General features: G+C 57.8%; 14 protein-coding genes and 2 pseudogenes. 8 read left to right on the forward strand and 8 right to left on the reverse strand.

Annotated elements, in window-relative coordinates:
• The first annotated feature begins 26 nt into the window (after window positions 1-26).
• Both LB577_RS31325 and LB577_RS31330 read left to right on the forward strand, forming a co-directional pair.
• Window positions 27-182, forward strand: a complete 156-nt coding sequence (locus LB577_RS31325) for a hypothetical protein (protein ID WP_224690283.1) — start codon at window positions 27-29, stop codon at window positions 180-182.
• 83 nt (window positions 183-265) lie between these two features.
• Window positions 266-1,022 (forward strand): IS5 family transposase gene (locus LB577_RS31330; protein ID WP_224690285.1). Its coding sequence is split into 2 segments (ribosomal slippage): window positions 266-603 and window positions 602-1,022, totalling 759 coding nucleotides; the frame shifts between segments, so codons are not numbered across the junction.
• A gap of 502 nt (window positions 1,023-1,524) precedes the next feature.
• On the opposite strand, the gene LB577_RS33580 is transcribed toward LB577_RS31330, so the two are convergent.
• Window positions 1,525-1,941 carry an adenylate/guanylate cyclase domain-containing protein gene (locus LB577_RS33580; RefSeq protein ID WP_411969364.1) on the reverse strand — a complete coding sequence of 139 codons (417 nt, stop codon included), beginning with the start codon at window positions 1,939-1,941 and terminating at the stop codon, window positions 1,525-1,527.
• A 53-nt stretch (window positions 1,942-1,994) separates the two neighbouring features.
• On the opposite strand from LB577_RS33580, the pseudogene LB577_RS33585 reads away from it, so the two are divergent.
• The 3 genes and pseudogenes from LB577_RS33585 to LB577_RS31345 form a co-directional block, all read left to right on the forward strand.
• Window positions 1,995-2,135, forward strand: a pseudogene (locus LB577_RS33585) (tyrosine-type recombinase/integrase); the annotation flags it as partial.
• 63 nt (window positions 2,136-2,198) lie between these two features.
• Window positions 2,199-2,630 (forward strand): annotated as a pseudogene (locus LB577_RS31340) (DUF411 domain-containing protein).
• A gap of 6 nt (window positions 2,631-2,636) precedes the next feature.
• Window positions 2,637-2,816 carry a hypothetical protein gene (locus LB577_RS31345; protein ID WP_224690287.1) on the forward strand — a complete coding sequence of 60 codons (180 nt, stop codon included), beginning with the start codon at window positions 2,637-2,639 and terminating at the stop codon, window positions 2,814-2,816.
• Window positions 2,817-2,872: 56 nt separating this feature from the next.
• On the opposite strand, the gene LB577_RS31350 is transcribed toward LB577_RS31345, so the two are convergent.
• Window positions 2,873-3,580, reverse strand: coding sequence for a winged helix-turn-helix transcriptional regulator (locus LB577_RS31350; RefSeq protein WP_224690289.1), 708 nt, complete (start codon window positions 3,578-3,580; stop codon window positions 2,873-2,875).
• A gap of 293 nt (window positions 3,581-3,873) precedes the next feature.
• On the opposite strand from LB577_RS31350, the gene LB577_RS31355 reads away from it, so the two are divergent.
• Complete coding sequence (locus LB577_RS31355) at window positions 3,874-4,173, forward strand: YdhR family protein (RefSeq protein ID WP_224690291.1); 300 nt, start codon at window positions 3,874-3,876, stop codon at window positions 4,171-4,173.
• A gap of 343 nt (window positions 4,174-4,516) precedes the next feature.
• Here LB577_RS31355 and LB577_RS31360 read toward each other — a convergent pair whose 3' ends face one another.
• From LB577_RS31360 to LB577_RS31375, 4 genes are all read right to left on the reverse strand, one after another.
• A complete protein-coding gene (locus tag LB577_RS31360) occupies window positions 4,517-4,819 on the reverse strand; it encodes a hypothetical protein (RefSeq protein WP_224690293.1) in 303 nt (100 codons plus the stop codon).
• On the reverse strand, window positions 4,816-5,325 hold the full coding sequence (locus tag LB577_RS31365; RefSeq protein WP_224690294.1) for a hypothetical protein: 510 nt from the start codon (window positions 5,323-5,325) through the stop codon (window positions 4,816-4,818). Before LB577_RS31365 ends, LB577_RS31360 begins: the two co-directional genes overlap by 4 nt.
• Window positions 5,326-5,451: 126 nt before the next feature.
• On the reverse strand, window positions 5,452-6,234 hold the full coding sequence (locus LB577_RS31370) for a hypothetical protein (RefSeq protein WP_224690295.1): 783 nt from the start codon (window positions 6,232-6,234) through the stop codon (window positions 5,452-5,454).
• Between the two features lie 12 nt (window positions 6,235-6,246).
• Window positions 6,247-8,196: a CHASE2 domain-containing protein gene (locus LB577_RS31375; RefSeq protein WP_224690296.1), complete on the reverse strand. Its 1,950-nt coding sequence runs from the start codon at window positions 8,194-8,196 to the stop codon at window positions 6,247-6,249.
• 166 nt (window positions 8,197-8,362) lie between these two features.
• On the opposite strand from LB577_RS31375, the gene LB577_RS31380 reads away from it, so the two are divergent.
• Window positions 8,363-10,012: a caspase domain-containing protein gene (locus tag LB577_RS31380; RefSeq protein WP_224690297.1), complete on the forward strand. Its 1,650-nt coding sequence runs from the start codon at window positions 8,363-8,365 to the stop codon at window positions 10,010-10,012.
• Window positions 10,013-10,410: 398 nt separating this feature from the next.
• Here the strand turns inward: LB577_RS31380 and LB577_RS31385 are convergent, their stop codons facing one another.
• Window positions 10,411-10,695, reverse strand: coding sequence for a hypothetical protein (locus LB577_RS31385; protein WP_224690298.1), 285 nt, complete (start codon window positions 10,693-10,695; stop codon window positions 10,411-10,413).
• A 299-nt stretch (window positions 10,696-10,994) separates the two neighbouring features.
• Complete coding sequence (locus tag LB577_RS31390; RefSeq protein WP_023780866.1) at window positions 10,995-11,240, reverse strand: hypothetical protein; 246 nt, start codon at window positions 11,238-11,240, stop codon at window positions 10,995-10,997.
• A gap of 225 nt (window positions 11,241-11,465) precedes the next feature.
• On the opposite strand from LB577_RS31390, the gene LB577_RS31395 reads away from it, so the two are divergent.
• On the forward strand, window positions 11,466-11,870 hold a 405-nt coding region (locus LB577_RS31395; RefSeq protein ID WP_411969363.1), incomplete at its 3' end, for an outer membrane protein.

Consider the following 11,870-nt stretch of genomic DNA (forward strand, 5'->3'; position numbering starts at 1 on the left):
CTGCTCGCACCGAGGACTGAGAGACAATGCAGCTGACGACACTGAAACGGGTACAGATGGTCCAAAAATTGACTCATCTGATCGAAACCTTCGCCGACGTTCGCGTCGTGGTGTTCGACAGTGGCGTCGATGGCCGCTTCCTCAGCACTCAAACTTCAAAGCGCGGATCGAACATATGCTAGACTAGGACCAATCGACATTCAGGATTCCCATTGGCAGGGATGCGTGATTCATAGGTATCCGCGATTTGGCGGAGACCTGATGGATGGCAGCGAAACGGTATGAACTGAGCGACGCGCAGTGGCGTCGGATCGCGGCGCTGCTACCGGGCAAGGTAGGTGATCCGGGACGGACTGGCTCGGACAACCGGCTTTTCGTCAATGGCGTGCTGTGGGTGCTTCGGTCGGGCGCACATTGGCATGACCTGCCGGAGCGCTACGGCAAGTGGAAGACGCTGCACAAGCGCTTCTCGCGCTGGCCCAAGGCGAAGGTGTGGGAGCGGGTCTTCGACGACCTCACCAAGGACCGGGACAACCAATATCTGATGCTCGACAGCACCCTGGTCCGCGCCCACCAGCAGGCAGCGACCGGAAAAGGGGGGCCAGAATCAGGCTCTGGGGCGTTCCCGAGGTGGACTGACCACCAAGATCCACATGCTCGCCGATAGCTTCGGCCGGCCGCTGAGGTTCCTGCTCGCTGCCGGCCAGAGCCACGACATCCTGGCAGCGCCGATACTGCTGCAAGGCTATACCGCTGAGGCCGTTCTTGCCGACCGAGCATATGATTCCAATGCCTTGCGCAGCTTCATCGCGGACATCGGCGCCAAGGCGGTCATCCCCTCCACCCGCTCCAGATCAGAACCGATCCCCCATGATCCGCTTGTCTACCGATGCCGCAACCGCATCGAGCGATGCTTCAACAAGCTCAAGCACTTCCGACGCTTCGCAACCCGCTATGATCGACGCGCCAGCCACTTCCTCGCCTTCATTCACCTCGCCGCTGCAATGATCTGGATGCGATGAATGTCGATTCAGCCTAGCGCTGCCGGGCGGGAGTCGGGCCTTTGGACACGCGCAATCGCGACGCAAATGAGAGAATGCGCACCGTACGAAAGTACCCGCAATTCGGGCTGAGGCGCGAAGCAGAAAGTCCGAAAAGCTTCCAGAAACCCCAGGCAATCTGGACGCCGCGGCGGATGATGAGGTTCACGGATATTCCGGCGAACATCCGCACTGGTCAACATTGTCGACAGAAGAGCGTCCGAATAGGGCTCTCGGCCGCTCCGTCGTGGGAACGAAAAAAGAAGAGAAGCAGAACTTTCGTGTGCGATTTTTGCACACAACATCTCGTAACTGGCTGGTTTTATTTATCTATCTGTCCCATCCATCATGGGCGCTGCGGCAATTCTTCGGTCTATCTTATTCATTTCGTTATCTTTTTTTAGCTTCAGTCCGTCCAATACCCGGTTGGAACGACTGAGCAATTTGGCCTGACACACCCGCCCAAACGTAGCCCAATTTACGATTATTCCGCCGTAACGGAAGGCCATCCGGCTCTATCTAAGTTCTCACATGCCACATTCCCAACCGGGTTGTTCAGGCGAGTGCAAAAATACCTCAACCTCCGATTGCTCGTTCGAAGCGAGTAAGCGCCGAGGGCTCGAATACCTTCTATGTCGTGCTGGACGGCATCGTAGGTTGCTTTGCTCAGGTGACAAGTTGTCCCAACCTCCTTGTTCAAGCTTTCCAGTCGTTGGGAGAGGTTCACGGTGTCGCCATGGGAAGTGAACGATAGCCGCTCATCGCTTACCACGGTTCCCGCAGCAACCGGACCAGTCGCTATTCCGATGCGGAGACGCAAGCGATGGCCGTGGAATTCTGAAGTCTCCAGCGCGGCTACAATATCACTGGCCGCTTGAACCGCGATCAGCTCTGATGCGATGAGGTGTTGCCGACCGGTATCACAACTTCCAGATTATCCCCGTCGAGAAGATCATTCGCTTTGCGATCTCAACCGCCATGCGGCTCGGGGAAATCTGCAACGCCACCTGGGAGGACCTCAACGACCGCAACAACACCCTGCTGATACGAGATCGCAAGGACCCACGCCACAAGAAGGGCAATCACATGCGCATCCCGCTCCTCGATGTGAGTGGTTACGACGCCCGCGCGATCCTCGAAGAGCAGCGTTTCTTCAAACTGACCTACGCTTACCGCCTTCGGCCTCGCGGTCGCAATGCCGCTGCCGGCGCTCGCGGCGACGATAATGCGGTGATGTACAAGAACCCGCAATGCAGCTGCTGCGAATCCTATGCCAACTACCTGGAGCACAACGGCTTCAAGGTCGAAATCAAGCGGGTCAACAATCGCTCGCAGATCGGCAGCGACGCCGGCGTGCCCGCCGACCTCGAAGGCTGCCACACGCTGATGGTCGACGGCTATGTCGTCGACGGCCTGGTGCCGGTCGACGTGGTCAAGAAGCTGCTGACCGAACGGCCGGCCATTACCGGCATCACGCTGGCCGGCATGCCGGCGGGCGCGCCCGGCATGGGTGGCGAGAAGGACGAAACCTGGACGATCTACGCCTTCACCAAGGACGGCAAGGCGCCGACCGTCTATGCGACGGAATGAGCGCCCATGACCGTAAGCAAACTGGCCGTGGCTCTATCGGCGATGCTGCTCGTGTCCTCGCTACCCGTTTGGGCGGCGGAGGCGCCGCAGAATTTCGCCGTTCTCGATACGCCCGCCGCCGTGCCGGAGATCAGCTTCGCGGACGCCGCCGGCCAGCCGAAGACGCTCGCCGACTTTGGCTTTTGAGACAAGCCCAAATGGCTTGTCGTCCTGCGGGATGAATAAGGCTGTCAAATAAGGCTTCAAGAAAGCTGGGGGATTCCATCGAGTGCTGCATAGACCGAGGTTCGCAGCCAACGGTCCATGCTACGGGCAAGGCCGGGGTCGCCGGTGAGGAAAAGACCGCCCCTTTCTTTCTCGCGCTCGATGCTGGAGCGGCCCTCAATGATTGCCCCTAGCGACACCACGCCGGTTTCGACGTAAAGGTCGACGTCCCGCCCGGGGTCGAGCGAGCAGAGCTCGGGCAAGTCTGCGCCTGGCTCGACCACAAACCAATAATGAGGATACTTTGGTGGGGGATCGTCGCGGAAATGGAAGCGGATGACCGCGCGCCGCCGCGGCATTTCAGTGAGGTCGATCTTTCGCCGCACGCCCCACATAATGGTCGATGCATCCGCACCGCGGAGTGCGATGTCCGCTTCGATATTGCATTGCGCCCACGCCGCCAGCGCGTTCATCGCCGGCTCGAGCTTGATCGACTTCTCGGTGCGGAAATAGTCAACGGTGCCCGCCGCCTTGTTCTCTACACGCTCGACCAAGCTCAACGCTTCCATCTCCTTGAGCCGCTTCGACAGAATGGCGGACGAGATGTTGCCCACCCCCTTGTGAATGTCGTTGAAGCGGGTCGAGCCATTCCAGAGCTCGGTCAGGATTTGGATCGTCCAGCGCGGCTCCAGGATCTCGCAGGCGAGCGAGATCGGGCAAATCAGTCCGAAAGGCCGTCGCGTCATGGCCGAGCAACTCCTTTGGGCAAGTTAGTCCCTGCGGAGCTTCAAGGCCAGTTCGTAATCTGAAGCGGAACAGTTCCGATGCTGCCCTACGGCCTGTCCGTCTTTTGCTTTCATGGTGATCGTCATGCGAGCGGCCAACCATCGGAGACCACTTGATCAAGCATAGCATGACGAAAACGAGGTTAGGCCGGACCGGTACTGCAGGTGTATTAGCGCGCCCTTCTTGGTCACAGCAAGAGACGCCTGGAAGGCCGAAATAAACGTCAAATACCGAGAAACGAGGAGAGAAAGAGATGTCCGCCAAAATCTTGCAAATCAACTACAAACTCAACGGGCCGAGGGTCGACTATGAGAGAGAAAACCTGCGCTATGCTCAACCCATCGCGGACATACCTGGCCTGCGCTGGAAGGTCTGGATCATAAACGAGGCCCAAAGCGAAGCGGGCGGGATCTACTTATTCGAAGATGATGCCACAGTGAAAGCTTTCTTGGACGGCCCAATTATTGCCGAGATGAAAGGTGACCCCACGTTGAGCACTAAGGCATTTGACGTGATCGCGGAACTTACGACCATTACACGTGGTGCCGTGTAGTAGTATTCTCAGAGGTTGGATGGCGCATGTTGCGGCGGAAGGGGCGGGTATCTTCATCAGCGGTCAGGTAGCCGAGCTTTCGCGATCCAAGAGGAAGCGGATCGGCCCATAAATGTCTAGATTTTGTGGCCGTCACCAGCCTCCACTGAATCCATGTCAGCACCGTCGGAGGTGACGAAGCCTCCGGCATGCCCGCGCCCGAGCCGGGATGCGTTAAAGTTATTGGGTATTCGGAAAATCGCGGGTTTCGTGGCGATCTGCGCGACATGCTGCTGAAGGAGGGGTGAGATCCTGCAGGCGCTCATTCCGAATCGCCGAGCACGCAATCGGGCACCGAACCTGTTTACGGCCTGACCCATTTCTTTGCCGAAAGGTTGCGCATCTTGATGGTGATGCCCTCAGGCTGAATCGCAGTGAACTGTGATGTGAGCCCGTACCTCTCCCATTCGGGCCCGAAGCCCGCCATCACCGGCCCGACGCAAAAGGTAAACCGCTTCGGATTCTTGGCGACACCAGGCTCGCACTGATTGGTGATGTAGCAATGCGGTGCCTGATTAGTTGGGACATTGTCGGCAGAATAGATCAACTTGTCGTCGCAGGCGACCCTGATCCATCCCCTCTTGTCGGCCGCCCATCGGATCTTCATGGAAAAGGCCACCCAGGAACCGAACGCGCCGGAGATTGGCACTCATTGCCGAGGAAAGTAACACCTTTGGTTGCGTCTACCTTCAGCATATAAAGAAAATTGTGGATGAAAGGTCCCTCCCAACTGGCGATACGAAGGCGGCTGTCCAAAGCACCCGGCAAGAAGCCTGTTGCGTGGTCGTTGTAAAATCCGGGATAGTTAAACGATGGATCGACCCACAGGTCGAAGCGATATTCCATGCTCTCGCCCGTTGTGCCGTCCGGGCCTATCAATGTGGCGCGTACGTTGCCGTTGTGGCAGTCGTTCTCGCCACGGCCGTCACCGTAGTCCACGCTACTGCATTTCCGATCGAATATTTGGAAAGTGGTGATGCCGCCCTTCGTCACCGGTCTCAACGGCCCGTTCAGCCCATTGTTCTTGAAGCCGGCGGGGAACCTGTCGGCCAGCGCGGAACTTGCGAACAGCGTCACCACCGACATCACAAACAGGAGAATGCACCGTTTCATGCCCTCCACTCCCGATACTGACAAGCAACGCTATCAGCGAGGTGCCGGCTAGGCAATCAAACCTATGGCGCGGCTATGCCGTTAGCCAGCGCTCCGTCATTCGCGGCGCGGCTCCTGGCTGATAAGCTATTGCTGTTTTGTCGCAAGTTGACGCACCAAGGCCAACGCTTGGCGTTTGCAACCGCTGCTCACCATCCATCCAAGAACTTCCAGCGGATTTTCAAGAACGGCGTTCTTTGGAAACGTTCTAATTTCGATCGACGCCGATGTCTTGTTGGTCTCGACGACAACAGATTTCATCTCGGGAGGAATACGCTCTGGAAGAGAGTAAGTGAGCATGCCGGCGCTCCAGACTATGCCGTTGAGCGGCTCACCGTCGCCGATGCGGATCGAGAAAACCGCGCTCTGACCTGTGCCCGAGCGCGCTAGAACCATTTCACCATTTCGAATGCAGCCAGGGGCGGATTCTTCGATGGACACTGCCCAAGGGTCATCGAGTCCGCTCGGCGTGGAATAGTCGGTAATGGTGCGCGAACCGCCGATGGACTCCGTTCTCCTGCGCTCGTTCGCCAAGAGGACCGCTATCAGGTCAAGTTTTGACGGCCCTTCGTTCGCGTTGGCCCCCTGTAAACTGCCGGACGTCAATGCATCCTTCGTAACCACGAAGGAACTTGGACCCGAAAGCGCGTTCACGCTGCCGTCTTCGCCGAGCAGAGTGACGACCGTACCGGCTGGAACGTTGATGACGTCGCTTGGCATAAAGAGCTTGCCTGGCGGCAGTTCATCGACCATCGGCTGAGTTGAAAGGACCACGTACTGGCTGCCGGCTGCCGCGTGTTGTGTCGTCACAAGGACAGTCGTCGCGACGATCAGGGAGGCGATCTGCGAGGTCGAACGCCGGAGGCTCATGTCACGATGACCTTATTTCCCGACAAGATGAATGTCTGCTCCGAACTCTCCGCTTGCAAGACGGTTATGGTGAAAAGCGATCAGGCCGTCTTGCGGGTAGTTTTTGACCAATACCTTAAATGCCGCTATCGCACGCGTATCCCTTGCGGCAAGTAGGGCATACGCGTTCAAATACTCCTCGCAGAGTATCTGATTTTCTGGAATACCTGTCATTGCCTCGAAAGCCTCGATGCCTTGGCTCTTGCCCTTAAGGTGTAGAACTCCAGCAGGGCGTAACAGAAAGCGCGTCGCCTGCCTCGCCACTTCGGAGCTGATGCAGTTTTTGGTGCCGATGTACTTGTTCGCTCCCTCAAGCCGCGCCGCAGCATTTACAGTATCTCCAATAGCTGTGTAATTGAAGAACCGATTTCCCCCGAAGTTGCCGACGATTGCCGGCCCGCCATGAATACCTATGCGGGTGGATCCGAGTGAATGGCCCCGTCGTGCCGATTTCTCTCGCAGCCGCTGCGCGTGGTCCTGCACAGCAAGTGCCAGAGAAACCGCCCGCTCCGCTTGGTCATTTTGTGCTGCCGGAGCCCCGAAGAAGCCGACCACCGCATCGCCGATGACCTTATCGATGGTTGCACCATGCTCGATAAATAACTCGCAGAGCCCGTTCAGATATTCGTTCAATACATCTGCGAGCACCTCTGGCGCGAGTTGCTCGCTGAATGACGTAAACCCCTCGACATCCGTGAATACACACGTGAGCTCACGCTTCTCGCCACCGAGATGGAGAGCGTTGGGTTCCTTGACAATCGCTGCAACAACGGCCGGACTGACATATTTCGAGAACGCGTTCTGAATGAACTGGCGAGCCTTGGCGTCCCGTCTCCAAGCCAGGAAGCCAACGAACGCCGACAGGCCGAGCACAAGCAATGCAGGCGCGACCATCGGAACGAGGATTGCGAACCGCGCGAAGGCCCACGCCTCACCGAACCACACCAGCAGCACCGCACAAGCGACCGCGACAGGTTTGAAGACCACAGGGATCGGCCGCGAAACGATCCACAAGCAGAACAGCCCGACAAGAAGCATTGGCGCATAGCCCACTGCAGGCCAAGGGGTCGTTATCCGATTTCCGGACACGAGCCTGGCTAACGAATGGGCGTGGATCGAGACGCCAGGGAGCACACCAATTTTCGCGCCGCTCAACAACGCGAACGGTGTCGGATGACGGTCTATTTGCTGCAGGTCTACACCGATAAGAACATATTTCCCCTCGAACCAGCTGAGCGGTGCCAGCGGAACGGCCTGTGCCGGATAGGTTGGAAAGCTGAAGGGCAAGCTGTTCGCCGTGCGGTAGTAGACCATCTCCTCCGGCCAGTGGCCCCGACCAACGCCGGTTGATGCTGCGATCACAGCAGCAAAGCTTGGCATCCAGGCCCCGTCGCCTTCTCGACCGGGAAAGGCTCCACGGACCACGCCGTCGAGATTGTCATGCAACAATGCTGCAAGGCCCCGCTTTGCCGACGGAGCGAACGCGTTTAGATAGTCGGATTGCCTTTGGGTAAGGCCGTCAGTCCGCGAAGCCGAGGCGATCACCACAGGCACACTGGCGGTTTCGATGACAGTTTCGAGGCGGGCATCCTTTTCCGGCTCTGTTGCCTGGTCGAACAGCAGGTCGATGCCGATGGCAAGAGGGCGGGCCGACTCGATCCGAGCCAGGATGTCGGCCAAGAAGGCACGGTCCAGTGGTGAGCGGTATGGGAAATCCGCCAGGGTCTGTTCTGTAATTGAGACCACAACAATGTTGGGTGGAGGATGGGTGAACGGCGAGATAGAGACCATCATCACGTCACGCAGGATATTCTCCCACGGCGGTGACACGAGAGCAGTCGAGAGGGCCAGCAGAATCAAATAGGCGAGCGATGCGGCGATCCCATTTCGCCCAACGCTGACGATTCGGCTAAGTGTCCACACGCCGAAACAGATCCTTAGTGCCAGTGAAGCGATGCTCACAGCCAGCATACCCGTTCAGGCGCATCAAGCAAATTGTGGCGGGCTATTCGTCCGCAGCCCCGGGGGGCATAGCTCTTTTCGGTTGCATTAGCCTCTGCTACAGTTCCCTTGGGGAGCCGTTTCTGCCATGCGCAGCGCTTTCATTCTTTTGGTTCTATTATTTGCCGCTGTTTCAGGACGGGCAGTCGCCGACAAACGCCTAGCGTTGGTGATTGGCAATTCGGCCTACCAGCATGCCGTCCAACTCGCCAATCCGAAGAACGATTCGGCCGACATGCATGCCAAGCTTGAAAGCCTTGGTTTCGACGTCGTCAGCGGCCAGGAACTGGACCTCGCTGGAATGCGTCGCACGGTGCGCCAGTTCCTGGAGAAGCTCGAAGGTGCCGATATGGCACTGTTCTTCTACGCCGGGCACGGCCTGCAGGTGAATGGCAACAACTATATGGTGCCGGTGGATGCACAATTGTCCAGCTACAACGACCTCGACTTTGAGGCCCTTCCGATGGACCTCGTCCTTTCGGCGATGGAACGCAGCACGAAGGTGAACCTCGTCTTCCTCGATGCCTGTCGGGACAATCCGTTTGCGGAGAAGCTTTCCCGCTCGATGGGAACGCGCTCCGGTTCCTTAGGGCGTGGTCTTGCCCGACTTGGCAGCGGAGTCGGCTCGCTGATCGCGTTTGCCACGCAACCAGGTAACGTCGCGTTGGACGGAGCGGGCCGAAACTCTCCTTTCACGACCGCCCTGCTCGCGCACCTCGGCACGCCTGGGCAGGATATCACGCGCGACCTCATCGATGTACGCCGCGACGTACTGGCCGCCACGGATGGGAAGCAAGTGCCATGGGAAAACTCCTCGCTCACGGGCGAAGTCGTTTTGAAGGCTCTCGCCACGGAACCGAAGGCGGCACCTTCCCCGGCTCAACAGTCTACGTCGCCGGACAATGCAGTCGAACTTGCATATTGGGCCACTATCAAGGACTCGACCGACAAGAGCTTCTTCGAAGCTTATCTGCAGCAATTTCCGGCAGGTGCTTTTGCCCCCCTTGCGAGGTTGAAGATCGACGCGATCGACAAGCGCATCGAAACGGAACAGAAGGCGGCGCACCCACCGGCATCGGAGCGCGCCACGAAGGCAATCGACGATGCCAAGGGGACGGAACTCGCAAACCTTGAACACCCCAGCCCGCTGGCGCAGCCATCGGCAGCTACCGGAGACCCCAGCGAACTTGCGCGCGCCACTCAAACGGAACTCTCCCGCATAGGATGCCTTGAAGGCCATGCTGATGGAAAATGGGGGGCTACCAGCCGCAATGCGCTTCAGGACTATGCTGATCGGCAAGGCGTCAAGCTTGCATCGTTGGAACCGACAGCGGGACTACTGGAAAGACTAAGGGCGATCGGCGCTCGGATCTGCCCGCTTACTTGTGAACACGGGAGGGTGGCGAAGGGGGATCATTGTGTGCCCCAAACGAGCGGGCTAAGCGCCTTTAATGGCACATGGAAATTGGTCAGACGAGCCACAACGAACTGTGGCAATTGGCGAGAACTCTCAACAACCGTTTTCATAAGTGACGGCAAAGTAACGTCTGGCTCTGGATTTACGGGAAGCATCTCTACCGGCGGCGCCGTCAACATGAAACACACTTTTGTATTCAAGGGACGAACGGGCGGGAACACCCTGACCGGGGTCATAAAGGGTGAAAACGGAACCGGCAAATTTAAAGGGACCGGAGCTGGCAGCGGATGCTCAGGAGAAATTATAATGGAGAGAATGTAGAAATTCGGGTCGGCCATCGTCCGCATTTATGTTGAAAGGCCGGGGCTACGAGGCCAACAGTTGAAAGAGCTACATAGGCGAGTGAAGAGCCTGTCTTAAAGATGAACGGTGATCGTATCGAAAGAACCAGAGTGGGGTACCCAATTTGAGCTAATGTGTTGGTCTATGGAAAGGTTCCGGACATCGAGAAAGCAAGCGACCACTGCCGTCCCGATGGAATTCCCGAATTGGCCGAGGTCACCTTCGCCAGACCCGCTTCGAGCGTCAAATCCAGGTTTTCAACCGGCGTGTAGGTCAAATTGACCGCGCCTCTTGTCTCAGGGAATGACCTGCAGAAAAAGGCCCGTGCCTAGCACGGGCCAACTACGTTTCGGGAACTATGCCTAGAGCGGTTATTCTTAGCCGCCCATCTTCTTCGCCATGGCGCAGAAATCCGCGTGCGACTTGTTAAGCGTGGTGTCGCCGCAGTCTTTCAGCACCGCCTTTTGTTCGTCCGGTTTCATGGACATCCACGCGGTCTTGAAATCCGCTTCCGACCTCAAGGTTTTCATGCCGGCATCCGTGAAGAAAGGTGACATCTTTGCAGGATCATCGAGCGCGGAAGTGGTGCTGCTGCCTGCCAGCGCTGAGCCCGTCATCATTGCGAGGGCCATCGCGCCCATCGTAAGAATTTTGATGTTCATTTTTTCCTCCGTTAGTTCTACACGCGCAAATCGCGTGACCTGGGGAAAAACGTCGGCGTCTGAACTCTGTTCCCGCATCTTGCCGATTCCTCATCGACAGCCGTCTGACGCGCTCGCAGGTCTCGTGGAGGAATGGCCGGTGCAGTGGGGGATCCACCGTGGGGCAACGGACAACCCGGCCAATACGGATGCGATCGGCAAACGTGGTCCCATTAACCGCGACCGCGGACTTGATGCCGTCGCTATGCGCATCGCGGGCATTGTCAGATCTGCAGGCTCGGCCTGATCGATCTCCGCCGCTACCGCCCAGCCTTAGGGGGCAGCAGCGGTCCAGTGGTGTTCCACCGGATGAACTCGACTTCCCTCCCGGTGACTTGCCGAACGGTGTTCAACAGCACCTCATGCAAGACCCGCGTCTGTCGGTAATGGTCGCAATGCGGCGATATGAACGGCTTGATGATGCTCAGGTGCAGCGCTTCCGCAGCCGCCAGAAAACGCTCGATTTCAGCCTGCGATAATTGCTTGGAAGGTTTTGATCTGGCCATGGTAGCGAACTCCGTGTGAGGGTGATCGCCGCAACGGGAGGATTATATTCCTGATCTCGACGGCTCGGGCAAGCGCTGCCCGCCCAACGGGAATAGTTGTGAGTTGTCAGTGTTGCGCAACTGCAACGCGCAGCGCTTTTTGCGGAAGGTCATCGCGCCCGGCTAGGCTAGCGTTCTATAAGACGCTACTTAGCTCTCATATGCATCGATTGAAGGGGCTTTTCTATGAAATCTATCCTGCTTGCGACCACTGTTCTCATGGGACTCTCCGGCGGCGCTTATGCTGCCGATGCCATAGTGTCAGAGCCAATTGCCGCTTCATTTGATTGGACTGGCGTTTACATTGGTGTGAATGCCGGCGGCGGCTTTGGCAAGTTCAAGTACGACCCCAATTTCGGCACTGGTCTCGATCTCACGGCAAGTGGATTCCTGGGGGGCGTCCAGGCTGGCTACAACTGGCAGTCTGGGCAAATGGTCTACGGCGTGGAAGCGGACTTCCAGGGATCCGCCGTCAAGGCTTCCATTTCCGGCATAGGCGGCCCCGGCACTGCTCTCGAAACAAAGATTGACTGGTTCGGTACGGTGCGCGCCCGCATCGGCTACACGCCCGTCGATCGCTTCCTGGTTTAT

Origin of the sequence: Mesorhizobium sp. B283B1A (genome assembly GCF_020165735.1) — a bacterium.
In the GTDB taxonomy this organism is placed as follows: Bacteria; Pseudomonadota; Alphaproteobacteria; order Rhizobiales; family Rhizobiaceae; genus Mesorhizobium; species Mesorhizobium opportunistum.

Coding starts and splice junctions, on each gene's coding strand:
- LB577_RS31325 (WP_224690283.1), top strand. CDS start 27: ATGCAGCTGACGACACTGAAACGGGTACAGATGGTCCAAAAATTGACT.
- LB577_RS31370 (WP_224690295.1), bottom strand. CDS start 6,234: ATGAGCCTCCGGCGTTCGACCTCGCAGATCGCCTCCCTGATCGTCGCG.
- LB577_RS31350 (WP_224690289.1), bottom strand. CDS start 3,580: ATGACGCGACGGCCTTTCGGACTGATTTGCCCGATCTCGCTCGCCTGC.
- LB577_RS31345 (WP_224690287.1), top strand. CDS start 2,637: ATGACCGTAAGCAAACTGGCCGTGGCTCTATCGGCGATGCTGCTCGTG.
- LB577_RS31380 (WP_224690297.1), top strand. CDS start 8,363: ATGCGCAGCGCTTTCATTCTTTTGGTTCTATTATTTGCCGCTGTTTCA.
- LB577_RS31355 (WP_224690291.1), top strand. CDS start 3,874: ATGTCCGCCAAAATCTTGCAAATCAACTACAAACTCAACGGGCCGAGG.
- LB577_RS31360 (WP_224690293.1), bottom strand. CDS start 4,819: ATGAAGATCCGATGGGCGGCCGACAAGAGGGGATGGATCAGGGTCGCC.
- LB577_RS31365 (WP_224690294.1), bottom strand. CDS start 5,325: ATGAAACGGTGCATTCTCCTGTTTGTGATGTCGGTGGTGACGCTGTTC.
- LB577_RS31390 (WP_023780866.1), bottom strand. CDS start 11,240: ATGGCCAGATCAAAACCTTCCAAGCAATTATCGCAGGCTGAAATCGAG.
- LB577_RS31385 (WP_224690298.1), bottom strand. CDS start 10,695: ATGAACATCAAAATTCTTACGATGGGCGCGATGGCCCTCGCAATGATG.